At 69.1% G+C, this 23,145-nt stretch carries 20 protein-coding genes and 1 pseudogene; 13 read left to right on the forward strand and 8 right to left on the reverse strand.

The window, feature by feature from the left end; genetic code table 11:
- A partial coding sequence (locus AC5Y5V_RS23305) for an NHL repeat-containing protein (protein WP_499940289.1) occupies window positions 1-802 on the forward strand: 802 nt, incomplete at its 5' end.
- Window positions 803-939: 137 nt separating this feature from the next.
- On the opposite strand, the gene AC5Y5V_RS23310 is transcribed toward AC5Y5V_RS23305, so the two are convergent.
- Together AC5Y5V_RS23310 and AC5Y5V_RS23315 are read right to left on the reverse strand one after the other, a co-directional pair.
- Window positions 940-2,625 carry a hypothetical protein gene (locus AC5Y5V_RS23310; RefSeq protein WP_499940290.1) on the reverse strand — a complete coding sequence of 562 codons (1,686 nt, stop codon included), beginning with the start codon at window positions 2,623-2,625 and terminating at the stop codon, window positions 940-942.
- A gap of 13 nt (window positions 2,626-2,638) precedes the next feature.
- The gene (locus AC5Y5V_RS23315) at window positions 2,639-4,507 is read right to left on the reverse strand and encodes a bifunctional diguanylate cyclase/phosphodiesterase (protein WP_499940291.1); all 1,869 of its coding nucleotides are present in this window, start codon (window positions 4,505-4,507) and stop codon (window positions 2,639-2,641) included.
- Between the two features lie 264 nt (window positions 4,508-4,771).
- Between AC5Y5V_RS23315 and AC5Y5V_RS23320 the strand changes: the two genes are divergently transcribed.
- The 5 genes from AC5Y5V_RS23320 to AC5Y5V_RS23340 all read left to right on the forward strand — a co-directional run bounded on the left by AC5Y5V_RS23320 (window position 4,772) and on the right by AC5Y5V_RS23340 (window position 10,338).
- Window positions 4,772-5,575 (forward strand): FkbM family methyltransferase, encoded by an 804-nt coding sequence (locus AC5Y5V_RS23320; protein WP_499940292.1) that lies wholly within the window; start codon window positions 4,772-4,774, stop codon window positions 5,573-5,575.
- 225 nt (window positions 5,576-5,800) lie between these two features.
- A complete protein-coding gene (locus tag AC5Y5V_RS23325; RefSeq protein WP_499940293.1) occupies window positions 5,801-6,991 on the forward strand; it encodes an NAD(P)/FAD-dependent oxidoreductase in 1,191 nt (396 codons plus the stop codon).
- Window positions 6,988-7,893 (forward strand): RNA polymerase sigma-70 factor, encoded by a 906-nt coding sequence (locus AC5Y5V_RS23330; protein ID WP_499940294.1) that lies wholly within the window; start codon window positions 6,988-6,990, stop codon window positions 7,891-7,893. Before AC5Y5V_RS23325 ends, AC5Y5V_RS23330 begins: the two co-directional genes overlap by 4 nt.
- Window positions 7,894-7,914: 21 nt before the next feature.
- A complete protein-coding gene (locus AC5Y5V_RS23335; protein WP_499940295.1) occupies window positions 7,915-9,159 on the forward strand; it encodes an aminodeoxychorismate synthase component I in 1,245 nt (414 codons plus the stop codon).
- Between the two features lie 93 nt (window positions 9,160-9,252).
- Window positions 9,253-10,338, forward strand: a complete 1,086-nt coding sequence (locus tag AC5Y5V_RS23340; protein WP_499940296.1) for a hypothetical protein — start codon at window positions 9,253-9,255, stop codon at window positions 10,336-10,338.
- 4 nt (window positions 10,339-10,342) lie between these two features.
- Here AC5Y5V_RS23340 and rsmI read toward each other — a convergent pair whose 3' ends face one another.
- Window positions 10,343-11,209 carry a 16S rRNA (cytidine(1402)-2'-O)-methyltransferase gene (gene rsmI / locus AC5Y5V_RS23345; RefSeq protein ID WP_499940297.1) on the reverse strand — a complete coding sequence of 289 codons (867 nt, stop codon included), beginning with the start codon at window positions 11,207-11,209 and terminating at the stop codon, window positions 10,343-10,345.
- Between the two features lie 24 nt (window positions 11,210-11,233).
- On the opposite strand from rsmI, the gene AC5Y5V_RS23350 reads away from it, so the two are divergent.
- Window positions 11,234-12,793: a dolichyl-phosphate-mannose--protein mannosyltransferase gene (locus tag AC5Y5V_RS23350; protein ID WP_499940298.1), complete on the forward strand. Its 1,560-nt coding sequence runs from the start codon at window positions 11,234-11,236 to the stop codon at window positions 12,791-12,793.
- 114 nt (window positions 12,794-12,907) lie between these two features.
- Here the strand turns inward: AC5Y5V_RS23350 and arcA are convergent, their stop codons facing one another.
- Both arcA and AC5Y5V_RS23360 read right to left on the reverse strand, forming a co-directional pair.
- On the reverse strand, window positions 12,908-14,119 hold the full coding sequence (gene arcA, locus AC5Y5V_RS23355; protein WP_499940299.1) for an arginine deiminase: 1,212 nt from the start codon (window positions 14,117-14,119) through the stop codon (window positions 12,908-12,910).
- A gap of 56 nt (window positions 14,120-14,175) precedes the next feature.
- Window positions 14,176-14,544 carry a hypothetical protein gene (locus AC5Y5V_RS23360; RefSeq protein WP_499940300.1) on the reverse strand — a complete coding sequence of 123 codons (369 nt, stop codon included), beginning with the start codon at window positions 14,542-14,544 and terminating at the stop codon, window positions 14,176-14,178.
- Between the two features lie 88 nt (window positions 14,545-14,632).
- Here AC5Y5V_RS23360 and AC5Y5V_RS23365 point away from each other — a divergent pair, with 88 nt between their 5' ends.
- Entirely contained in the window at window positions 14,633-15,253 is a 621-nt protein-coding gene (locus AC5Y5V_RS23365; protein WP_499940301.1) for an alpha-ketoglutarate-dependent dioxygenase AlkB, read from the forward strand.
- A gap of 115 nt (window positions 15,254-15,368) precedes the next feature.
- Here AC5Y5V_RS23365 and AC5Y5V_RS23370 read toward each other — a convergent pair whose 3' ends face one another.
- Genes AC5Y5V_RS23370 through pat form a run of 3 tightly spaced genes read right to left on the reverse strand, consistent with a single transcriptional unit; the run spans window position 15,369 to window position 17,707 of the window.
- Window positions 15,369-16,022 (reverse strand): DUF5642 family protein, encoded by a 654-nt coding sequence (locus AC5Y5V_RS23370; protein ID WP_499940302.1) that lies wholly within the window; start codon window positions 16,020-16,022, stop codon window positions 15,369-15,371.
- Between the two features lie 28 nt (window positions 16,023-16,050).
- A complete protein-coding gene (locus AC5Y5V_RS23375) occupies window positions 16,051-16,752 on the reverse strand; it encodes a DUF5642 family protein (RefSeq protein ID WP_499940303.1) in 702 nt (233 codons plus the stop codon).
- A gap of 4 nt (window positions 16,753-16,756) precedes the next feature.
- Window positions 16,757-17,707 (reverse strand): acetyltransferase Pat, encoded by a 951-nt coding sequence (gene pat, locus AC5Y5V_RS23380; RefSeq protein WP_499940356.1) that lies wholly within the window; start codon window positions 17,705-17,707, stop codon window positions 16,757-16,759.
- A gap of 140 nt (window positions 17,708-17,847) precedes the next feature.
- Between pat and AC5Y5V_RS23385 the strand changes: the two genes are divergently transcribed.
- The 5 genes and pseudogenes from AC5Y5V_RS23385 (at window position 17,848) to AC5Y5V_RS23405 (ending at window position 23,144) form a co-directional block, all read left to right on the forward strand.
- Window positions 17,848-18,594 carry a class I SAM-dependent methyltransferase gene (locus AC5Y5V_RS23385; protein ID WP_499940304.1) on the forward strand — a complete coding sequence of 249 codons (747 nt, stop codon included), beginning with the start codon at window positions 17,848-17,850 and terminating at the stop codon, window positions 18,592-18,594.
- Window positions 18,595-18,668: 74 nt separating this feature from the next.
- Window positions 18,669-18,881, forward strand: a pseudogene (locus AC5Y5V_RS23390) (serine/threonine-protein kinase); the annotation flags it as partial.
- A 653-nt stretch (window positions 18,882-19,534) separates the two neighbouring features.
- Entirely contained in the window at window positions 19,535-21,226 is a 1,692-nt protein-coding gene (locus tag AC5Y5V_RS23395) for a fatty acyl-AMP ligase (RefSeq protein WP_499940305.1), read from the forward strand.
- Window positions 21,223-22,152 carry an acyl-CoA desaturase gene (locus tag AC5Y5V_RS23400; protein ID WP_499940306.1) on the forward strand — a complete coding sequence of 310 codons (930 nt, stop codon included), beginning with the start codon at window positions 21,223-21,225 and terminating at the stop codon, window positions 22,150-22,152. The genes AC5Y5V_RS23395 and AC5Y5V_RS23400 overlap by 4 nt, the downstream gene beginning before the upstream one ends.
- On the forward strand, window positions 22,149-23,144 hold the full coding sequence (locus AC5Y5V_RS23405) for an acyl-CoA desaturase (RefSeq protein WP_499940307.1): 996 nt from the start codon (window positions 22,149-22,151) through the stop codon (window positions 23,142-23,144). The genes AC5Y5V_RS23400 and AC5Y5V_RS23405 overlap by 4 nt, the downstream gene beginning before the upstream one ends.
- Window position 23,145 lies beyond the last annotated feature (1 nt).

Genomic DNA, 23,145 nt, shown 5'->3' on the forward strand with positions numbered 1-23,145 from the left:
CCTCACCAAGCATCAGCAGTCTGATTCGATTTCGCCGCGGCGCAGCTATGGCGCTCAAATTGCGCTGCCCTTCACCGGCCTCGACCGTCCCAGCGGTCTGGCGGTCGATAGTGCCGGCACCGTCTACGTCGCCGACTCGAACAACGGACGGGTGCTAAAGCTGCCGGCGGGCTCGTCTACACAGGCCATCATGCCGCTCGCCGACATCGTTTCGCCTGAGGGTGTAGCGGTGGATATCGCCGGCAACCTCTACGTCTCCTTGCTCAATCCCCCCGGGGTACTAAAGCTGGCGGCGGGCTCGTCCACCCCAACCAGGCTTCCGTTTTCCGACTTCACACCCAACGGCGTGGCAGTGAGTAGCGCCGGCACCGTCTACGTCGCCCAGAATGGCCTTGACGCGAACCGCGTGTTTGCGTTGGCAGCGGGCTCCTCCGCGCCGACTGTGCTGCCCTTCACCGATCTCAAAAATCCGCACGGTGTGGCGGTGGACAGCGCCGGCAATGTCTTCGCGACCGGATCCATAAATGGCCGGGTGTCGAAGTTGCCAGCGGGCTCGTCCACCACCACCCTGTTGCTCGCCGACCTAAGAGACCCCGAGGGTGTGGCGGTGGACGGCGCAGGAAACGTCTACATCACCGACGGCGGCAACGACCGTGTGTTGAAGTTGCCAGCGGGCTCGTCCGCGCCGGCCGTACTGCCGTTCACCGGGCTTCACCATCCCACGGGTGTTGCGGTGGATCACTCCGGCAACGTCTTTGTGGCCGACCTCGACAAGCGGGTGTTCGAACTACCGGTGCAGTAACGCGCTCAAGACGGCGGCTGTAACGCCTTGGCAGCATCCGGGCCTCGCCAGGCGGGTCTCTCGGTGCACAGTGCCCGGCTTGATTGTGAAGCCATGGCATTGAGTGCGTGAACACAATCACCAGCCGCGGCTCGCACTCAGCGCGGCGCGGAGCCAAGCACGTCGCGCGGCACGTCAAGCGTCGCAATCGAATACCAGCCGGACTCGTCGCGGCCGTCGCGGGCCAACTGCATCGACGGGTAGTTCACGACGTGCGTGCCCTGCGGCTTGTGCTGCTGCCAGGCGACCGACGCCTGCAGCCGATAGCGACCGGGAGCCAGACCCCCGAGGTCGACGGACACGGTCTCGGTGGCCGAGGCGGCGACAGGTTGGTCTGACGAGCTGTCACCCTTGTGCACAAGGCCCTTCAAGTTCACCGTCGCCGGTAGCGTCCGAATCACCGCGCCGGAGTAGTCGACCAGACGGTAGCCGGGCGCCCACTTCTCGGTGGCGGCCGCGGCGCCGTAGTTGGTCCAGGTGACCCCTATGGTCGCCCGCCCGTCACGCTGCGTCTGCGAACCGGACCGTGCCTCCACCGAATACCGGTACCCCGAAGCAACATTGGCCGCAGCCCACAGCAGGTACAGCTTCGGGTCCATCGCGGTGGTCGAGTTCGCGTCCAGGAAGTTCACGCTCGACGTCATCGACACGTGGTACTTGACGACGTCGCGTAAACCCTTGCCGTAGTAGTCCTTGGGGTCGGTCTTGGTCGGCGGCGCGCCGCCCCACTCGGTGATCACCGGCGCCTCGGCCAGCCGCTTCCTCAGAGCGTCGACAAGCGGATCTTTGTGCTGCACATAGTAAGACCCGCTGTCCTCGGCCCAGACCGGGAACGGCGCATAGACGCCGAGCGCGTCCGAGCGGATCCCGACGGGCGCGACCATTTTCTTGGTGACGTCGTCGGCGAGCGTCTGGCGCACGATCTCCGGGTTGGCGACGGTCACCACCAGCTGCGTGTGCGGGAAGGCGTTGACGTTGGCCGCAACCAGCCGCCGAATGGAATCGATCGTGATGTTCTGGTCGCGGAACTGGCTGTAGTAGCCCAGCTTTGCGACGCTCTCGTCGGGCGGAGGACCTGGCGCGTTCAGCGTGTCGCGCAGGTACGCGTTGTGGTCCTCGCTGAAGTCGCCGTATCCGGAAAACTCGAAGACGCTCAGCCGCTCGTCGTTGTCGTAGCGACGGCCGAGCGCCGCCAGCAGCTGCTCGAAGCCCGAAAGGTAGCCCGGGTCATTCCAGTTCGGCACCACCTGCGTCACGCCGCGGGTCGACGAGCCGGCGGGCGGTCCGGCGTAGTCGGTGGTGGCGCCAGGAAGTGCACGGACCCAGTCGGGAACCTTGATGTTCGTGTCGTTGGGATATGTCGCGTCGCAACACGAGTCGTAGGCAGTCACCCGCAGCGTCAGCCGCATGTTGCGGTCGGCCAGCTTGTTAAGTGTGTCGTCGATCGCGCTGAAGTCGTACTTGCGATCGTCCGGAGCATCCGGCGGCAGGGTGCGCGGGTCGACAGGCTGCAACTGCCGCCACGAGATCCGCAGGCTCGCGTCGCTGGACGCCGGCCATGCCGGATAGCGCTGCTGCGCGGGATTGCCTTGCGGGAAGAGCGGTACCAGCAGGTCTTCGTACTGGCCGCGCAGCGGGTTGGCGATCTCCTGGACCCCGGCCGGTATCACCGAACTGACGATCGCGTTCAGCGGCCCGGGGTTGCCGTGCCGATCACCACCGCAGGCACCCACAACCAGCGTCGCGCAGGCGAGCAACACCAGGGCATTCTTCCTCAACATCATCGCTACCGAATGCTCAGATCGCGCCGAGCGACAGCGCCTCGCGGTCGGCGAGGAACGGCATCGGCATCCAGCGCGCGGACAGTAACTGCTCCATCGCGTTGCCGGGGACAGGTCGCGACAACAAGAACCCCTGCGCGCGATGGCAGCCGTGTTGCATCAAAGTCAGTGCGGCGGCAGGTGTTTCGACGCCCTCGGCGACCAGCTGCAGACCGAAGGCCTCGGCCAGGCCGATGATCGCACGGACGATGGCCAAGTCACCGGCATTGGTACCCAGGTCGCGCACGAACCCGGTGTCGATCTTGAGCATGTCGACGGGCAGCGACTTCAGGTGCGACAGCACGGCATAGCCGGTGCCGAAGTCGTCGATGGCGATCTGCACCCCAACCTCTTTGAGCTCCGCGAGGGTCTTGCGGGTGGTTTCGATGTCGTGCACCACCGCACGCTCGGTGATCTCCAGGCACACCGATCCGCCGTCGATGCCGAACTCCTCGATGGTGTCGGCGACGGTGCGGACGAAGCCGCGGGTGATCAGTTGCACGGGTGAGACATTGATGCGCAGGATCGCGCTCTGCCCGACGCCGTTGGCGCGCCACCGAGCGAATTCGGCACACGCGCTGCGCATCACCCAACGGCCCAATTCCCCTGCGAGATTGGTCGATTCGGCCACACCGATGAACGAATCCGGCAGCAGCAACCCCCAGATCGGGTGCCGCCAGCGCACCAGCGCCTCGGCCGCCACGATGGCGCCGGTCCACAGGTCTACTTCGGGCAGGTAGTGCAGCAAGAGGGCCTCGCTGTCGATGTCACCCTGCAAGTGCAGCTCGATGTCGTTGCGGAACGCGCTCTTCAGCGACATGTCGTCGGTGGACAGCGCCACCTGGTTGCCGCCCCCGCGCTTGGCGGTCAGCACGGCCTCGTCGGCGCGGCGCAGCAGGTCGGTGCTGTTGTCGCGCCCGGGCATGCCCACCGCCAACCCGATGCTGACCGTGCGGGTGATCATGTGGCCGCCGATCGCGAGCCGCTCGCGCAGCATGGTGCCCAGCCGCCTCGCGAACGACTCCGCGGCCCCGGCCGACATCGGCTGGTCCGGGATGACGACGAACTCGTCGCCGCCCAGCCGGGCGATCATGCTCTGACTGCCCGCGCACACGCGAATGCGCTGCGCAAACACGCGGATGAACCAGTCGCCGGCGGTGTGCCCCAGGTAGTCGTTGATCGGCTTGAGCCGGTCGAGATCCAGATACAGCACCGCGACGGGTCCGGTGTTGCCCGCGGCGAGCCGGTCGGAGAGATGCGCGACCAGCGCGCGCCGGTTGTACAGGCCGGTCAGGTCGTCGTGCTCGGCCAGGTAGCGCAACTTCTCCTCGGCCGCGATGCGGGCCTGCAGCTGCGCGAACAGCGCGGCCACCGCCTCGAGGGTGTTGATCTCTTCTTGCTTCCACTTGCGGGCGCCGGCCTTCACGAAGCCCAGCACCCCGGTGGTGACGTCACGCGAAACCAGCGGAGCGGCCGCCACCGACGGGGACGGCTCCGGCTTGGGCCCATTGCCGCGACGCTGGAGGGTCTTCCCCGACGCGTTGTCCGGCCGGATCACGACGGGCTTGCGACCGTGTTCACACTGCGCGAGCACCGGATCTGCGCTGGTGAAGTGCACGACGGCCAGCGGATCCGGATCCGGCACGTCGACCCGCGGCGGCCATTCGGCGACCAGCACCGAGGCGCGGATGTCGTGATCGTGGTGGCGCAGGAAGCTGCCGCTCAAGTTCATCTGCTCGACGAGCTGCGCGAGGACGTTTTCGGTCACCTGCGTCGCGGTGGAGGCCGTCGCCTCCATCAGCTGTTTGGCCACCGACGTGACGACCAGGTCCAGGCTGCGTGGCACGAGGTCCTCCGATAGCGGATGATTTGGTCGTCGTCGAGACTGCTACTCCCGATGCCCTTCAATGCGCGTTAGGGAGCCCCATTTGTTCACGTGGTGCTAGTCGAATTCGGCCCGGGGCAGGCCGCAAACTGCATAGAAAAGCGTATCATGCACGCCCCTGTCCGGTGACGCGAAATCGTAGCTGTGACCTGCGTCAAACGGACTTCGGGTCGGCTAGGGTGGTGCCGCAGCAGAACAGGTAATAGTCAGGGGAGACCGTCGCAGATGCCCGCCGCACAGTCGATCAAGCGGTGGCTCGCGCCGGTGGTGAAGACCGTGGCGCCGCGGCGGTTTTGGCGGCGCAAATACGGCATCCTGCGCAGCCTCGGGGAAACGCATCCCGACGTACAGCTGGCCCGCTCGCTGTGCGACCCGAATCGCGTCTCGGTGGACATCGGGGCATCCATCGGCGAGTTCACCATCGCGATGCTCGAGTCGTCGCGCGCGGTGATCGCCTTCGAGCCGCGCCCGGCGCAGGCCCGCGAGCTGTCGGCGATGTTCGACGCCGTCGGCGCCCCCGTCCGGGTCGAGGCGGTGGCGCTGTCGGACCAGCCCGGCGTCACGTCCATGCGGGTGGTGGAGAACGACCCGGGGCGCAGCACGATCGACGACGGCAACCCGCTGAGTGACCTGGACGAATCCGGCGGCCATCCCGTCCAGGCCATCGACGTGCCGGTGAAGCGCCTCGACGATCTGCAGTTGGACAACGTGGGCCTGGTCAAGGTCGACGTCGAGGGCCACGAACTCGCCGTGCTGCGCGGCGCCGCGGACACCCTGACCCGCAACCGCCCGGCCGTGCTGGTGGAGGCCGAGGAACGCCACCACCCCGACGCCGTCGCCGCCATCACCGAATTCCTGACCGGGCTGGGCTACACGGGCTATTTCGACGTCGACGGCACCCGGTTGCCGGTCGAGGAGTTCGACCCGGCCGAGCATCAAAACCCCGCGAACATCGGCGGCCGGGAGGACGACTGGGCCAAGCGCGGCGTCTACGTGAACAACTTCGTCTTCCTCCCGAAGGACGCGTGAGCGAGGCGTGTGACCGCCGAGCGTGAGCGACCCCAAAATTGGGGCAAAAACACCGCAATAGCCTGCAATTTGGGGCCGCTCGCGCGATGCCCAATGTGCGGCCCCTCGCGGCCGCACGGTCGGGATCCGCCCGCTGTGAGACGGGTCACAATCGCGGCCCGGATGTCACGCCCGGCGGGCTTGCGGTGTCTCCAGGGCATGAGTCCCGCAAGCGAAGGAGCTGACATGACCGAGATGGCAACCGCGAGAACACACGTCATCGTGATCGGCGGTGGATACGCCGGCACGCTGGCCGCCAACCACCTGCTGCAGCGAGAAAACGTGGACGTCACCCTGGTCAACGCGCGCCCGGTGTTCGTCGAGCGAATCCGCCTGCACCAGTTGGTCGCCGACACCGGCACCGCCACGGTCGACTTCCACGAACTGCTCAACGAGCGGATCCAGCTGGTCGTCGACAGCGTCGAGAGCATCGACGCCGACGCCCGGCGGATCCGCCTGTATTCGGGTCTCGCGCTGGACTACGACTACCTGATCTACGCCGTCGGCAGCACCGGAGCCACCCCGGCGAGGGTGCCGGGCGCGGCCGAATTCGCCCATTCCGTCGCCGATCTGGACAGCGCGCAGCGGCTGCACTACGCGTTGATGGATCTGCCGCTCAACGCGCCCGTCGCGGTGGTCGGCGGCGGCCTGACCGGCATCGAGGCGGCCTCCGAGTTGGCAGAGCAGGGCCGCCCGGTGACCTTGATCTGCGGCGGGCCCCTGGGGCCGTCGCTGAGCGCCCGGGGCCGGCGCTCGGTGGCCAAGCGGTTGCGCAGGCTCGAGGTGAACGTGCTCGAGTACATCGCGGCCAGCGAGGTGCAGTGGGACTCGGTGGTGCTGGCCGACGGCGCCGTCGTGCCCAGTGCCGCGACGGTCTGGACGGCCGGTTTCGCCGTGCCGGACCTGGCCGCCCGCAGCGGCCTGACTACCGACGCGATGGGCCGGTTGCTTACCGATGAGACACTGACCAGCGTGGACGACGACCGCATCGTCGCCGCGGGTGACGCCGCCGCGCCATCGGACCAGCCGTTGCGGATGAGCTGCCAGGCCGCCGGGCCGCTTGGCGCCCAGGCCGCCCGCACCGTGCTCAGCCGCATCGCCGGCGACACCCCCGTGCCGCTGAACCAGGCGTTCGTCGGGCAATGCATCAGCCTGGGCCGCACCGGCGCCACCGTGCAGCTCTCGCACCTCGACGACGCGACGGTGAACGCGGCCATCGGCGGCCGGTTCGGCGCGTCCATCAAGGAGGCGATCTGCAAGGGCACCGTGTGGGCCCTGCGGCGCGAGGCCGCCAAGCCCGGCTCCTATGTCTGGCTGCGCGGCGGCAAGCGCCAGGCCCGGCTGGCGGCCGCCGTCGAACAGGCCGCACTGCGATGAGCTCGGCACAGGCCGATGGTGAACACGCAGAACGGTTCACGCTGCTGCGCCCGCTGCTGTTCACGATCGCCTACGAGATCCTGGGCTCGGCGACCGAATCGGACGATGTGCTGCAGGACAGCTATCTGCGGTGGGCGGCCGTCGACCTGACGACCGTGCACGACACCAAGTCCTATCTCGCTCAGCTGGTCACGCGCCAGGCCCTCAACGCGTTGCGGGCCGGCGCGCGCCGGCGCGAGGAATACGTGGGGCCGTGGCTGCCCGAGCCGCTGCTCATCGCGGAGCAGGACGCATCGTCGGATGTGGTTCTGGCGGAATCGGTTTCGATGGCGATGCTGGTGCTGCTGGAAACGCTGAGCCCCGACGAGCGCGCGGTGTTCGTGCTGCGCGAGGTGTTCGGTTTCGACTACGGCGAGATCGCCGAGGCGGTGGGCAAGCCGGCGCCGACGGTACGGCAGGTCGCGCACCGCGCGCGCGAGCACGTCCGGGCCCGACGGAAGCGGTTCGGCACCGTCGACCCGCAGCGCAACGCCGAAATCACCACGCAGTTCATGGCCACGGCGGCCAGCGGCGACGTGGAGGCGCTGATGGCGATGCTGGCGCCGGACGTCACCTGGATGGCCGACGGCGGCGGCAAGGCGACCGCGGCGCGCAAGCCGGTGGTCGGCGCCCTGAAGGTGGCCCGGGCCATCACCGGGATGCTGCGCAAGGCCGGTGCCGGCGCGCGCGCCGAGCTGGTCACCTGCAACAGCGCGCCCGCCGTGCTGCTCTACCTCGACGACCACCTGGAGGGCGTCATCACCCTCGAGATCGTCGGGGACAAGATCGCCAACTTCTACACGATGCGCAACCCCGACAAGCTGGCCGCGCTGGCCAGCGCCCGCGAGATCAGCCGCGGCTGAGGCTCATGTCAAGCTAGGGCGGTGCGAATCGAGCGGCTCGGCGACCTTGGCGGCGCACCCCGGGTGTTGCGTGCGGTCGGCGACGCCACCGGCCGCCTCGGTCTGCCGCCGCCGGCCGCGCTGACCGGAGACTGGTTCGGCGCGCTGGCGGTGATCGCGCCGAGCGTGTCGGTGCGGCAGGTGCACGTCCGGGACGCGTTCGACGTTTCACCCGGCTCTGACGGACCGGACGCCACCGCGGTGGGCGGCGGGTGGGTCGGCTACCTGTCCTACCCGGACGCAGGCGCCGACGGCCGCGGCGGCCGCATCCCCGAAGCCGCGGGAGGTTGGACCGACTGCGTGCTGCGCCGCGACCGCGACGCGCAGTGGTGGTATGAGAGCCTGTCCGGCGCGCCGATGCCGGACTGGCTGGCCGCCGCGCTGGCTGAGCAGCCGGCCCCGACGCGCGACTGCCGCATCCATTGGGAGCCCGCCGACCGGGACGCGCACCGCGACGGCGTGTTGGCCTGCCTGGAGGCGATCGCCGCCGGCGAGGTCTATCAGGCGTGCGTGTGCACGCAGTTCAGCGGGACCGTCACGGGGTCCCCGCTCGATTTCTTCGCCGACGGCGTGGCCCGCACCTCCCCCGCGCGCGCCGCCTTTGTCGCCGGGCCGTGGGGCGCGGTGGCGTCGCTGTCGCCGGAGCTATTCCTGCGGCGCCGCGGGACCGCGGTGACATCCAGCCCGATCAAGGGCACGCTGCCCCTCGACGCGTGGCCGTCGGCGCTGCGGGCGTCGGCCAAAGAGGTGGCCGAGAACATCATGATCGTCGACCTGGTCCGCAATGACCTTGGGCGAGTTGCGATTACCGGCACCGTGACGGTGCCCGAGCTGCTCGTGGTGCGGCGCGCGCCGGGTGTGTGGCACCTGGTGTCGACGGTCGCGGCACGGGTCGCGGGCGAACTGCCGACGTCGGCGCTGCTGGACGCCGCCTTCCCGCCGGCCTCGGTCACCGGAACGCCGAAACTGCGTGCCCGCCAGCTGATTTCACAGTGGGAGCAACACCGCCGCGGAATATACTGCGGGACAGTCGGTTTGGCGTCGCCGATCGCCGGGTGCGAACTCAACGTCGCGATCCGCACGGTCGAGTTCGACACCGCCGGTAACGCCGTGCTGGGCGTCGGTGGCGGGATCACCGCCGACTCCGACCCCGACGCCGAATGGGAAGAGTGCCTGCACAAGGCGGCCCCGATCGTCGGGGCGCCGGCCCACGCGGCCGTGGGCTGATCCCACGGAATTTGGCGATAACGGTCACGCCGCGGGCGTTAGTTACCTAAGCTTCAGATCATCAAACGACCATGACCCGACTGGGGGTCCGTGATGAAAATCGCTGTGCTGGGCGCGGCGGCGGCTGCGGTGCTGGGTGGCACCCTGGCGCTCATGCCGCTGGGCCCGGTCGGTCCGCCGACGCAGGGCGCCGGGGCATGCGCCGGCGGCGGTTCACAATGCGACCGGCTGGCCAATGTGCTGATGCCGGGAACACCTGGGCAGGCCCAGCCGCAGGCCGCGCCCGCACTCGCGGCTCCCCGCCCGCCCGGCCCGGCGGGGGCGCTACCCGGCGCGGAGCGCGCCGCGGCTGTGCCGCGCGCGCTGACCGCCCAGGCCATCGTGCCGGGACCGGTTCCCGCACCGCCGATGCCGTCGTTCCCGTCGGCGCCGTCGTTGGCCGCGCCCCAGGCGAGCACCCCCGGCACACCCGGCGCTCCCGGCGCCCCCGGACAACCCGTCGTTCCCGGTGTCGACGCTTCGGGAACTCCGTACGACATACCCGGCATGCCCGACGTGATCAGCCAGGCCTACGGGCTGGTCAACGGCGTCGTCGCGGCGTACACCATCGGCCAAGTCATCAACGGCGTGGTGGGCGTGGCCGCCGTCGCGGGCGGCGTGGGCACAGCCGGCCTGGGCCTGCTCGCCACGTTGGCCACGCTCAACCGGGGCGCCAACGACCTCATCTCGGCGGGCCAGCTGGCGTCGATGCTGTTGCCGCAGATCGGCCTGCCGACGGTCGGCCTGCCGAAACTGCCGATAGGCCTGCCCGAACTGCCCGCGGGGCTTCCGGCGGTCATCGCGAACCTGCCCGCGGGTCTGCCCGGGCCGGCGCAGATCCAGGCGCTGGTCGCGGCCCTGCCGCAGCTACCGCTCGGTCTGCCCGGCATCGCGTCCAACATCCAGGCCCTGGTCGCGGAGCTGCCCGCGGTGCTGCCTCAGCTGCCGGCACATATCCAGCAGCTGATCGCCGGCCTGCCCATCGGCCTGCCGGGGGTGCCGATGAACGCGCAGGCGGTGCTCGCCGTTCTGCCCGCTGTCGCGGGTGCCATCGCGGCGCTCCCGCCGCCAGCCCTGCCGGCGCTGCCCGCGCTGCCCGCGATGCCGTGCGTCACCGGCGTGTTCCACCCCTGCTGGTAGCGGCTCAGTCGTCGTCCTCGGCCGCGTCCTCGCGTGCGCGCAGCACCGCGTCATAGAGCTGGCGGGTGCGCACCTCCGCGTGCTGCCCGGCGACCAGGCTGCACGCGTCCTTGATGCGAATCCCGCCGGCGATCAGCTCCTCGACCTCGTCGACCAGCGAGTCCAGCAGCGACGGCAGGTCGTCCGACGGCAGCGCGGCGCCCAGCACGACGGTGATCTCGCCGAGCACCCCGCCGGCCGCCCAGGCCGCCAGCTCGTCGAGCGATCCGCGGACCACCTCCTCATGGGTCTTCGTCAGCTCCCGGCAGACCACCGCCCGACGCGCCCCGCCGAGTTGCTCGACCGCGTCGCGCAGACACGCGGCCAGCCGCCGCGGGGACTCGAAGAACACGCAGGTCCGCGGCTCGTCGGCCAGCGACGCCAACCAGGTCCGGCGGGCCGACTTCTTGCGCGGCGCGAAACCCTCGAAGCAGAACTTCTCGGCGGGCAGGCCGGACACGGCGAGCGCGGTGGTCACCGCGGACGGCCCGGGCAGGCACTGCACCGGCAGTCCGGCGTCGGCACACGCCACCACCAGCCGGTAGCCGGGATCGCTGATCACCGGCATTCCCGCGTCGCTGACCACCAACACCGTCGCACCGGATTCGATCGCGGGCACCAGCGACGCCGCCCGCCCGGCCTCCACCCGGTCGAAGAGGCTGACCACCCGGCCGGTGATGGTCACGTCGAGCGCCTTGGCCAGGTTCCGCACCCGCCGGGTGTCCTCGGCGGCCACCACATCGGCGCTGGCCAGCGCCTCCATCAGCCGCGGTGAGGCGTCCGACGGCTGACCTAACGGAGTGGCGGCGAGCAATAGGCGGCCATGGGTCATGACGGACAGCCTACGATCGACGGGATGACCGCCCCGCCCCGCGAAAGCTCCGCTGAGCGCGCGGTCCCCCTCGTCAGCCCCGGGCCGCGGATTCCGGTCGCCGACTTCGGGCCGGTCGACCAGGTTCGCGGCTGGGCCGTCACCGCGGTGATCGCGCTGCTCGCGGTGCTGACCCGGTTCCTGAACCTGAGCTCGCCGACCGATGCGGGCACGCCCATCTTCGACGAGAAGCACTACGCGCCGCAGGCCTGGCAGGTGCTGAACAACCACTGGGTGGAGGACAACCCCGGCTACGGCCTGGTGGTTCATCCGCCGGTCGGCAAGCAGTTGATCGCGTTGGGCGAGGCGATCTTCGGCTACACCGGGTTGGGCTGGCGGTTCACCGGCGCGGTGCTCGGCGTGGTGCTGGTGGTGCTGGTGACGCGGATCGTCCGGCGGATCAGCCGTTCGACGCTGGTCGGCGCCATCGCCGGGGTGCTGCTGATCTGCGACGGCGTCAGCTTCGTCGCCGCCCGGACCGCGCTGCTCGACGGATTCCTGGTGTTCTTCGTGGTCGCCGCGTTCGGTGCGCTGATCGTCGACCGCGACCAGGTGCGGCAGCGGATGCACGCCGCGTTCCTCGAAGGCCGCATCGCCGACACGGCCTGGGGTCCGCGGCTCGGGGTGCGCTGGTGGCGGTTCGGCGCCGGGGTGCTGCTCGGATTGGCCTGCGGGACAAAGTGGTCCGGCCTGTACTTCGTGCTGTTCTTCGGTGTCATGTCGCTGGCGTTCGATGTGGCCGCGCGGCGGTTGTACCAGGTGCCCAGGCCGTGGCTGGGCGTGTTGGGCCGCGACTTCTTACCCACCGGGTACGCGCTCGGGGTCATCCCGATCGCCGTCTACCTGGGCAGCTACGCGGGCTGGTTCGCGTCCGAGACGGCGATCGACCGCCACCAGGTCGGCCTGACGATCGGCCCGCGCAGCGTTGTGCCACTGCCCGATGCGATCCGCTCGCTGTGGTACTACACGGCGAAGGCGTTCCAATTCCACGCCGGTCTGACGAATTCCGCGGGCAATTACCACCCTTGGGAATCCAAGCCGTGGAGCTGGCCGATGTCGCTGCGGCCGGTGCTCTACGCCATCGACCAGAACAACGTCCCCGGCTGCGGGTCGCAGTCGTGCGTCAAGGCCGAGATGCTGGTCGGGACACCGGCGATGTGGTGGCTGGCGGTGCCGGTGCTGATCTACGCGACGTGGCGGATGCTGGTCCGGCGGGATTGGCGCTATGCCGTGGTGTGGACCGGCTATTGCGCCGGGTGGCTGCCGTGGTTCGCCGACATCGACCGGCAGATGTACTTCTTCTACGCCGCGACGATGGCGCCGTTCCTGGTGATGGCGATCGCGCTGATCTGCGGCGACATCCTCTACCCGCCCGGTCGGGGCTCCCGTCTGGGTGACGAACGACGCACGCTGGGACTGGTCGCCGTGTGCTGCTACGTGGCGTTGGTGGCGACGAACTTCGCCTGGCTGTTTCCGGTGCTCACCGGCCTGCCCATCTCGCAGGAGACCTGGAACATGGAGATCTGGCTGCCGAGCTGGCGTTGATTGTGCCGCTTTTCCTGCGCCGAGACTGCGTTCGGGCCTGACAAATCGCGGGCGGCGTGACCCTGACCGCAGGTTCGCCGCTCGCACCGCAGACTCGCCGCTCGCCGGGGAGAACTAGAGCGGATCTCGGGCGGCGGGGCACGACATACACCGTGGCCCGCCGCGCCCGGTGCCCAACTCCGAGCCGGCGATCGTCAGCACCTCGATGCCGGCATCCTCCAGCCGGGCGTTGGTCTGCGCGTTGCGTTCGTAGGCGACGACGACGCCCGGCGCCAACGCCAGCGTGTTGTTGCCGTCGTCCCACTGTTCCCGCTCGGCGACGACGGGATCCAGCCCAGTGTCGATGACCCGCAGCTTGTCGATCCCGATCGCCTCAGCGGCGGCATCAAGGAAGGAGGCCGAGTCGCTGATGGTCACGCCGTCCGGCGTGCGCTGGATCGTGAACGCCGACAGCGTGTCGACGACGTTCGCGTACATCACCACCGTGTCGGTGTCGACCATCGTGCACACCGTGTCCAGATGCATCTGCGCGCGACGCTGCGCGATCGGCACGGCAAGCACGGTATGCGCCAGGTCGTCGTCGAAAAGGCTGCGCGCCAACGCTTCCGCCCCGGCCGGCGTGGTCCGCTCCCCAACCCCGATCGCGACCACACCCGGAGCCAGCAACAGCACGTCACCCCCCTCGACCGGCGCGGTGCGCGACTCGTAGGCGCGCCGCACGCCGGTGAACCGCGGGTGGTGGGCATAGATGAGGTCAGTCAGCGACGCCTCGCGCACCCGGGCCCGCAGCGCCAGCGACGGGATCACGATTCGCGGCCCGATCCAGATCGACGAGTCGCGGGTGAACACCAGGTTGGGCAGCGGATCGATGACGAAATCCGCCCCGTGATGCATGCGCAGCACCAACGACACGTCGGTCCGGGTCTCGGACGGGAGCTCGTTGAACGTCATCCCGGCCGTCAGCACGTGTGCCAACGCGGCGGGGTCCAGGCCACGCAGATAGGTCGAAAGCCCTTGCGCCAAGGGCACTCCGAGCCGACGCGCGTCGACGGCTGCGGCCACACCCTGCATCCGCGCGGCGCCGCTGTGCTGCAGCGCCTCGGTCAGCAGCTCCGACATCAGCAGCACTTCCACGCCGCGGGACCGCAGCAGCTCGGCGAACTGATCGTGCTCGTCCTGCGCGCGCGACACCCAGGGCAGCCCGTCGAACAGCAGCTGGTCGTTGTTGCGGGGGTTGAGGCGGCGCAACTCCGCGCCCGGCCGGTGCAGAATGGCGACCCGCAGCGCGCCCACCTCGGAATTGGTGCCCAGCTCCACCGCGCTCACAGTAAGAACCGTAGCGGGTGCTAGTCGCTCAGGCTGATCGGCGCGGGAACCGCACGTCAGTCGCCGACCTTGAAACCGTTGGCTCCCAAGTCGCATTCCTCGTATGACTCAGCGTGGCTGCGTCCGGGAAGCAGCGGAATCGAGCATTGCCATCCTTCGACTGTCGCGAACGCGCTCGATCCGGGTGCGCGGGAAATCGAGGGGTCGTGGTTGTACCGATCGGCGATACGTAGTGCGGTCGGGCAGTCGACATCCCCTTTGAGCACGATCACCGGCTGCTTACGACCGGGCACGTCCAAGACCGTTCCGCACGTGGTTCCCGGTGGGGCCGCGGCGGCGTCGGGCGCAAAAGCAAAGGGGCCGCACCCGGCGGCAATGCCGGCGGCACATCCGACGACCGCCGTCACTCGCCGGGCGAGTTTCATCCGCAGGTGACTCATCGGTGAAACACTAGCCCAGCTGCGGCATTTGAGTGGTTGCGCACCGCGCTCTCACCTCCGGGCGATCGAACGAATGTGCGATAAGCTGGACGGCGTGGTCTCGTCGGGGGTACAGGGCTCGTTGTTCGAGCACACCGAGCGCAGGCAACTCGGCGACGGCGCCTTCATCGAAATCCGTTCCGGCTGGCTGCAGGACGGTGCGGGCCTGCTGGACGCCCTGCTGACCGATGTGCCGTGGCGCGCCGAGCGGCGCCAAATGTACGACCGGGTGGTCGACGTGCCCCGGCTGGTGAGCTTCCACGACCTGACGGTCGAGGATCCCCCGCACCCGCAGTTGGCGCGACTGCGGCGGCGACTCAACGACATCTACGGCGCCGAGCTTGGCGAACCGTTCACCACCGTCGGGTTGTGCTGTTACCGCGACGGTTCCGACAGCGTCGCCTGGCACGGCGACACCATCGGTCGAAGCAGCTCCGAGGACACCATGGTGGCGATCGTCAGCCTCGGCGCCACCCGTACTTTCGCATTGCGCCGGCGCGGCGGCGGACCGTCGCTGCGGCTCGCGCAGGCGCACGGCGACCTGCTGGTGATGGGCGGCTCATGCCAGCGCACCTGGGAGCACGCGGTGCCCAAAACGTCGGCGCCGACGGGTCCGCGGGTCAGCATCCAGTTCCGGCCCCGCAACGTGCGCTAACCCCCGCGGCGTGTGGCCGCCATCCCGCCGAGAGTGAATCTCCTGCGAAATCCAAGCCGCTTTTTCGCAACCAGTTCACTCTCGGCGAGAGCGTCGGCGGGCCAACCCGTGCGCCTTAGCCCCGAATCGCGCTGACCGCCGTAACCAGTAGCTCGCGGGCCCGCTGCGTGTCGACTTTGGCAACCGGCTTGTCGGGCACCACCAGCGGATTGGCGATGACGATCACCTGGTAGTCGCCGAACTGCGCGGAGTAGTCGTACAACTCGCCGGTGCGGGGCCCCCCGGCGGCCGCCGCCTGCAGGATCCGGTGGACACCCATCGTGCGCGCGCCGTCGATCCGCGGCGCCTCGACCACCTCGATGCCGCCACGTACCTGGCTGCCCGCGAATGCCACCTTGTTGCAGTCCTTCCCCGGGTCGTTGAAGGGCAGCGCCCTGGAGGTCTCGACGGCGATGACGACGAACCGGTTGCCGTTGCCCTCCGCGGACACGGCCGCCATGTTGCCCTGCAGGTCCGTCGGCATGTCCGGCCCGGCGGCCACCTTCGCGCAGTTCGCGGGGTCGAACTTGAGTCCCTCGGGCAGCTTGCGGGCGGACAGTAGCTTGGGGTCGATCGCACGCTCGGAGATGTCGAGGACCTTGAATTCGGGGCCGAAACTCGACTTGACGCCGGCGACCTTCGCGATGTCGGCGTTCGACGAGGTGCCGGACGTCGACGAGCACCCGGCGACCAGGCACGCCGACGCCAAAGCGAGCACCACCTTGAACATCGTGGCCAATCTACCCAACCGGAGGCGCTCAGCCGCGTAACGCGGACACCGTTTTGACCAGCAGATCGGCGGCGAATTGCGGTGTCAGCGCGGGCAGTACCGAGCCGGGATCGGTCCGCACCGTGGTGAACGCGTAGTAATCGCCCAGGTAGGCGACGAACGTGTGGGCCCGCGAGTCGATTTCGGTGCCGGATTCGACGGCGGTCCGGATGTCGGTCGCCATGCCGACGGTCTCGGCGCCGTCGATGTGCGGCGCCTCGATCAACCGGACCGTTGCCTCAATGTGACCCGTGTGCCCGTCGACCAGGGTCCACTGGCCACACGCCGCGAGCAGCCCGGGGTCGGGCGCGACGGGACCCGGCAGCGACGGCAACGCCACCACCACCGCGTCGACGATGCCGCCCGAGCCCGACCCCGAAACGCCCTGCGCCTGACCGCGCCCGCTCGCGGGGTCGGCCAGCGCCGCGCACTGCGGCAGCTTGGTGGTGACCTGCGCGGCGTCGGCTTTCAGACCCCACGTGACGCGCGGCGAGGCGGCCCCGGCGCTGGTCACCTCGTAGCCCTGCGGCAGCTCGCGGCCCATGCGCTTGATGTGGGCGGGGTTGACGCCGCCGGGGTGGGCCGGCGGCGCCTGGGACGGCGCCGACACGGGCGCGGAGGCGGGCTGTGCGCACGCCGCGATCAGCAGCGCCGAGGGCAGCACACAGGCGCCAATCCGGAACGGACGCATGCGGTTAGCCGACCGCCTCGATGACCTGACGGGCGACACGCTTGATCTGCTCGACCATGTCCCGTCCGAGGTGCAGGTCGCGGATCCGCGGTACGTCGATGACGGTGGTGATGACCCCGACGTCTTCGCGTTGCCAGACCGCGCCATAGCGGTCCATGATCGTGCGCATCGGCAGATTGTCGGAAAGCATGCGCGCGGAGAACCTTTCGACTCCGCCGACTCGAGCGGCCACCGACAGCGCGCCGATCAGGAAGCCGCCGATCCCGCGGCCCTGATAGGCGTCGGCGACGAGGAACGCGATCTCGGCGACCGTCGGATCGCTCTCGTCGCGGACGAAGCGCGCGTCGGCCACCGGGTTATCCCCGTCGATGACCACCCAGACGAAATGGTCGACGTAGTCGACCTCGGACAGGTAGTGCATCAGCGCCGGAGTGGGGACGCGGGCCGTCATGAACCGCCGGTACAGCGTCTCGCTGGAGAACTGGACGTGCCCGTGGACGGTGCGCTCGTCGTCGCCGGGTAGTACCGGGCGCAGCAGCAACTCGCTGCCGTCGCGCAGCCGGACCGGGATGGGCGTGATGAACGCGGCCAGCCGCTGGCGGACCGTGCGGACGAGGCGCGGCGCGACCCCCGGGATGTGCACCATCCGCGCGAACGCGTCGTTGTCACCGATCCACCCGGTCAGGGGTTCGGTCGTGGTGACCGTCGCGGTCCGCGGGATGTTGCGCAGCAGCGCGATCTCACCGACGAGCATGCCGCGGGAGGCGCGTTCGATGATCGCGACGCCGTCGTCGCCGACGTGCTTGATCTCCACCGCGCCCGACGAGATAAGCAGAAACGAGATGGCGTGCTCGCCCTGCTGCATCAGCACCTGGCCGGCGGAGGCCCGCAGCGGCTCGACCGTGGCAGCCAGCGGCAACAGGTCCGCGGCGGGGCAGCCCTCGAAGATGTCCATCGCGGCGAGTTCTTGGACTCGCGCGCCGATCAATTCGGCCACTGCGATATTTCCGGCACTCGCGGTGCCCGCACTGCCACGCGACCCAGGTTATGGCGTCTGGCGCGGCGGCGGCAAGGACACGCGCTAGCGTGACACCGATGACCGACCGCAATGACCCGCTCGAGTCGACGCGCGCTCTGCTCGACAAGACCGCGGAGGTGCGCCACGGTTTCCTCGACGTGCTGGGCGAGTCGACGAGTTCTCCGGCGCCGACGTTCGCGCAGCGCGCCATGAACAGCCCCTTGGTGGCGACCGTGTACGAGCGGCTGTGGCGCCCGACGTCGTTCTACGTCGCCAGCGGCGTCACCACCGGGGCCGAGCAGCGGCGCGCGGCCGCCGCGCTGCAACTGCCGAGCGCCCAGCGGTTGCTCGATGTCGCTTGTGGGCCAGGCAATTTCACCGGCCCGCTGGCCGAGCAGCTGCCCGACGGCGGCCTGGCGGTGGGATTCGACATCTCCGAGCCGATGCTGACCCGCGCCGTGCTGGACAACAGCGGGCCGCGGACGTGTTACGTCCGCGGCGATGCCCGCATGCTGCCGTTCGACGACGAAACCTTCGACGCCGTCTGCTGTTTCGGCGCGCTGTACCTGATGCCCCAGCCGTTCCGGGTGGCGCACGAGATGATCCGGGTGCTGCGGCCCGGCGGCCGGATCGCGATCCTCACCAGCTATGCGGGCCAGCCGCCGCCGATCCAGCGTTTCCTCAAGGCCGGGGCCGGGGTCATCGGGCTGACGATGTTCGACCGGCATGCCTTCGTCGACCTGTTCACGTCGTCCGGCTTGGTCGACGTCGAACAGGAGACGCAGCGCGCGCTGCAGTTCGTCGCCGCGGCAAAGCCTGCTTGAGCGCGCCGAATGGGTTTATCGTTCCTGCTAACGCTCTGCTGACCAGGAGAAGGGGCCGCGGAGGACGGAACGCCGTCCTGCCCATCCAGTACGCCGACGACCCGGTGTTCCAGGAACGCTTCCGGCGGGAGGCCAGGTCCGCCGCGGCGCTGGACGAGCCACACGTGGTGCCGATCTACGACTTCGGCGAAATCGACGGGCGACTCTTTGTCACCATGCGCCTGATCAAGGGCCGCGACCTGCACAGCATCCTGCGCGACGGGCCGATCGCGCCCGAACGCGCGGTGCCATAGCCGAGCTATCGACGAGACGTTCACCCGCACCGGCGACTAGCCGCGTCGTGTGCTCGCGAGGCGGCACCGCGTTGGTCTCACGGGCCCCGCGTGCCACAAGAAAGTCGGGCATAGGGCTTTTGCCCACCTCACAGCGACGCCTTGTCGCGGTGAGGCGGGCAAACCCGCACATCCTGCCGACCGAGAACAGGGTGACAGATGCGACCAACCGCCCAGCTTCTCCCCCGAGCGTGCGCCAGGACGCGTCTGACAAAGTGCGCCCACGCGCGAGACTTAATCGGCTGCGACGTCCGCCGGCGTGTCGTGTGCGTGATTTCAGTGTCGCGGCGGGGACGGGCCCGGCCGGCATGCAGACTGACGCGGCCCGCCAATCCTGAAGCATGACCGGGCTATTGCCGGCGCTGCACTTTCCGAGTCCGACAGGTGTTGCACGAGTGGCTTCTGTGCCACGCGAATGTGGCCGCCCTGTTACGTGTTGCCCCAATGCTGCAAATGTCCTGCGTACGGGCTGCGCGGGCGTTATAGTCGCGCCATTACGCGGGCGTCAGTAGCGACGATGCTCCGCCGGAATGACGGGTTAGGGGACCCCTTGATGGTGGATGTCGAACGTTTGCTGTGCGCGCCATGTCGCCGCCGAGGCACCGAAAATGCCTGATCACGCGACCATTCTGCACGCGCTGGCGGCCCGGTCCACCTCCGAGAGCGCCGCCTACCTGTTCCTCGCCGACGGCACATCGGACACCGAGATTCGGTGGACCTACGCCGACGTCGCCGCGCACTCGGCCGCGTTCGCCGCCCACCTGGCCGAACAAGGCGTCAAGGCCGGGTCGCGTGTGGTGTTGGCAGTGAACCCCAGCCTGGAGTTCATCGCCGCGATGTACGGCATCATGCTGCTCGGCGCGGTCCCGGTCCCCAGCTTCCCGCCGCTGAAGGCCCGCGAGCTCGACCGGTTCCACGCCATCACCGCCGACTGTGCGCCCGACGCGATCGTGATCGACGCGATGTTCGCCCCGGCGATGGAGATCCTGATGGAGCGCCTGAAGCCGTCGGGCCTGCAACCGGCGCTGTGTTACCCGGAGGGCCTGGCGGCGATGCCGGCCGCAGACCTGACAGCCGTCGAGGCCGCGCCCGACGACCTCGCGCTGATCCAGTACACCTCCGGTTCGACGGGCACCCCCAAAGGCGTCTGCCTCACCCACGACAACCTGGTCAGCAACTGCGAAGCGATCTTCCGCAACATGGGTCCGAACCCCGACCGCGTCGTCGTGTGCTGGCTGCCGCCCTACCACGACATGGGCCTGATGGGCACGATCCTGTACGCCTTCTACCACGGCTGGCCCCTGGTGCTGATGTCGCCGATGAACTTCATCCAGGACCCGCGGCTGTGGCTGAAGGCGATCTCCGACTACCGGGCGAACACCACCGTCGGACCCAACTTCTCGCTCGACATGTGCACCGACGCAATTAACGACGGCGAGGCCGAAGGCCTGGACCTGTCCACCCTCACCGAGTGGTACTGCGGCGCCGAGCCCGTCAGCATCGATACGCTGACGCGGTTCGAGGCGGCGGCCGCCCCGCTCGGGTTCAACCCGAACACGATGCTCCCCTGCTACGGGATGGCCGAGGCGACGCTGTTCATCTCCGGCAAGCGCCGCGGCACCCGCTGGCACACCGAACGCGACCCACAACCCGACGGCGACGGACGCGACCTGGTCAGCTGCGGCGACGTCGACGCCGGGCACACAGTGCAGATCGTCGACCCCGCCACCGGCCTGCCGCTGCCCGACGGCTCGACCGGCGAGATCTGGGTGACCGGGCGCAGCGTCGCCGCGGGCTACTACCGCCGGCCGGACGTGACCCGCGAGGTGTTCGGCGCCCAGGTTCCCGGCGACGACCGGCGCTACCTGCGCACCGGCGACCTGGGCTTCCTCTACAACGGCGAGCTCTACATCACCGGCCGCATCAAGGACCTCATCATCGTCAACGCCCGCAACATCTACCCGCAGGACGTCGAGGCGGCCGTGGGGCGGGCGGTGCCGGACATCCGCAGGTCGGTGGCGTTCTCCGTGCCCGACGAGGGGACCGAGCGGCTGGTCGTGCTGGCCGAGACCGGTGACCTCGACGGCGAGTTCGCGGCGCTCGCCGAAGCGATCCGCACCAGCGTCACCGCGGAGTTCGGCGTCGGACCCGACGTGCACCTGTGCGCGAAGCGGACCATCCCCACCACGACCAGCGGCAAGGTCCGCCGGCAGGAAGCCAAGCGGATGTTCACCTCGGGCGAGGTGACCCCGTTGGTCGGGGCGCCTGTGGACCGTCGAGCGATGGAGTACACGCGATGACCGCCGATGCCACCATGCGCACCGAGCCCGAACGGGACATGCTGGCCGCCCGGCTGGCCTACCTGACCGTCGGCCTGCCGACGCTGGGCACCATCGCCGCCGTCGTCTACGCCTGCTACGACGGGCTGACGGTGACCGACGTGGCGCTGTTCCTGAGCATGTTCGTGATCACCTCGCTGGGCGTGGAGGCCGGCCTGCACCGCTACTTCACCCACCGCTCGTTCGAGGCATCCGAGGCGGTCAAGGTGTTCCTCGGGGTCGCCGGCTCCATGGCCGCCCAGGGCCCGATCATCTTCTGGGTGGCCAACCACCGGCTGCACCACGCCTTCGCCGACACCGACCGCGACCCGCATTCGCCCAAACCGCAGGGCCCGGGCGTCAAGGGTCGCGTAAAAGGCTTGTGGCACGGCCACATCGGCTGGTTATTCACGGTGAAGAAGATCGACTGGAGCCGGCACACCCGCGACTGGCTGGCCGATTACCGTGTCGTGCGGATCAACGCGCTCTACTTCTGGCTGGTCGCGCTCGGCGTCGTGCTGCCGGGCCTGATCGGCCTGGCCGTCACGCAGACGCTGCATGGCTTCATCGGCGGCGTGCTGTGGGGCGGGTTCGCGCGGATCTTCGCGCTGGATCACTCGGTGTGGGCGGTCAATTCGCTGGGTCACACGATCGGCAACCGCGAGTTCGATACGCGCGACGGGAGCCGCAACATCGGGGCGCTGGCGCCGCCGACGATGGGCGGCTCATGGCACAACAACCATCACGCCCGCCCGGTGCTGGCGCAGACCCGCCAACATTGGTGGCAACTCGACCTGGCCGGCGAGTTCATCAGGGTGCTCGACGCCGTCGGCCTGGTGCGCAACGTACGGTACGTCAATTCGTCAGAACGCAAAGACTCTGCGGAGCGTCGAGAGGTGCAGTCATGAAAGCCACGGCAACGACCGACGAATCGCTGCTGCGCGCGATCGTCCAGCTCGACCCCCGCAGCGCCCGCGCCAAGAAGGTGGTCGCGTCGGTCACCATCGGCGTGCCGACCGTCGGGTTCGTCATCGCCGTCTACCTGATGATCATCGGCAAGGCCACCGCGCTGGACTACTGGCTGTTCGCGGTGTTCTACGCCATCCACATCTTCGGCGTGACCGTCGGTTACCACCGCTACGCGGCGCACAAGTCCTTCAAGACCTCGCCCTTCTTCGAGGGCGTCCTGATGATCACCGGCTCGATGGCGCTGGAAGGCCCCGTCCTGCACTGGACGGCCACCCACCGCCGCCACCACCGCTACGCCGACGAGCTGGGCGACCCACATTCGCCGCACCTGAGCGGCGAAGGTTTCCGCGGGGCGATGAAAGGCCTGTGGTACGCCCACATTCCGTGGATGCTCAGCGACGAGGAATCGCGGCTGAACGTCTTCGCGCCGGACGTCCTGCGCAACCAGCGGCTGTACTTCTACAACAGGACCTACCAGATCTGGGCGCTGAGCGGGCTGCTGCTGCCGGGCGTGCTGGGCTGGGCCATCGGCGGCACTCCGTGGGCGGCGTTCTCCGGCTTCATCTTCGGCGGCCTGGCCCGCGCCTGCGCCGCGAACCAGGCGATGTGGTGCGTCGGCTCGATCAGCCACATGATCGGCTCGCGGCCGTTCGCCAACCGCGACGACAGCGCCAACAACTGGCCGGTCGCGTTCCTCACCTTCGGTGAGGGCCTGCAGAACAACCACCACGCCTTCCCCGGCGCCTACCGGCACGGAATGCGTTGGTGGGAGCCGGATATGAGCGCCTGGATCATCTACGGCCTGTCCAGGGTGGGCGTCGTGTGGGACCTGCACATGCCGCCGAAGAAGACGATCAACAACAAGCTGCGGCGAAACCGCCTCGCCAACGCGAATTCCCAGTTACCCAAAGACATCACAGAAGAGGTTTGAC

This window comes from Mycobacterium sp. NGS68 (assembly GCF_059812195.1).

Bases quoted from the DNA above. Each gene is read 5' to 3' on its own strand.
- rsmI (WP_499940297.1), bottom strand. From the start codon at position 11,209: ATGACCCATGGCCGCCTATTGCTCGCCGCCACTCCGTTAGGTCAGCCG.
- AC5Y5V_RS23325 (WP_499940293.1), top strand. From the start codon at position 5,801: ATGACCGAGATGGCAACCGCGAGAACACACGTCATCGTGATCGGCGGT.
- AC5Y5V_RS23310 (WP_499940290.1), bottom strand. From the start codon at position 2,625: ATGATGTTGAGGAAGAATGCCCTGGTGTTGCTCGCCTGCGCGACGCTG.
- AC5Y5V_RS23340 (WP_499940296.1), top strand. From the start codon at position 9,253: ATGAAAATCGCTGTGCTGGGCGCGGCGGCGGCTGCGGTGCTGGGTGGC.
- AC5Y5V_RS23320 (WP_499940292.1), top strand. From the start codon at position 4,772: ATGCCCGCCGCACAGTCGATCAAGCGGTGGCTCGCGCCGGTGGTGAAG.
- AC5Y5V_RS23375 (WP_499940303.1), bottom strand. From the start codon at position 16,752: ATGCGTCCGTTCCGGATTGGCGCCTGTGTGCTGCCCTCGGCGCTGCTG.
- AC5Y5V_RS23370 (WP_499940302.1), bottom strand. From the start codon at position 16,022: ATGTTCAAGGTGGTGCTCGCTTTGGCGTCGGCGTGCCTGGTCGCCGGG.
- AC5Y5V_RS23400 (WP_499940306.1), top strand. From the start codon at position 21,223: ATGACCGCCGATGCCACCATGCGCACCGAGCCCGAACGGGACATGCTG.
- AC5Y5V_RS23395 (WP_499940305.1), top strand. From the start codon at position 19,535: ATGCCTGATCACGCGACCATTCTGCACGCGCTGGCGGCCCGGTCCACC.
- AC5Y5V_RS23330 (WP_499940294.1), top strand. From the start codon at position 6,988: ATGAGCTCGGCACAGGCCGATGGTGAACACGCAGAACGGTTCACGCTG.
- AC5Y5V_RS23405 (WP_499940307.1), top strand. From the start codon at position 22,149: ATGAAAGCCACGGCAACGACCGACGAATCGCTGCTGCGCGCGATCGTC.
- pat (WP_499940356.1), bottom strand. From the start codon at position 17,707: ATGGACATCTTCGAGGGCTGCCCCGCCGCGGACCTGTTGCCGCTGGCT.
- AC5Y5V_RS23365 (WP_499940301.1), top strand. From the start codon at position 14,633: ATGTGCGATAAGCTGGACGGCGTGGTCTCGTCGGGGGTACAGGGCTCG.
- AC5Y5V_RS23350 (WP_499940298.1), top strand. From the start codon at position 11,234: ATGACCGCCCCGCCCCGCGAAAGCTCCGCTGAGCGCGCGGTCCCCCTC.
- AC5Y5V_RS23360 (WP_499940300.1), bottom strand. From the start codon at position 14,544: ATGAAACTCGCCCGGCGAGTGACGGCGGTCGTCGGATGTGCCGCCGGC.
- AC5Y5V_RS23385 (WP_499940304.1), top strand. From the start codon at position 17,848: ATGACCGACCGCAATGACCCGCTCGAGTCGACGCGCGCTCTGCTCGAC.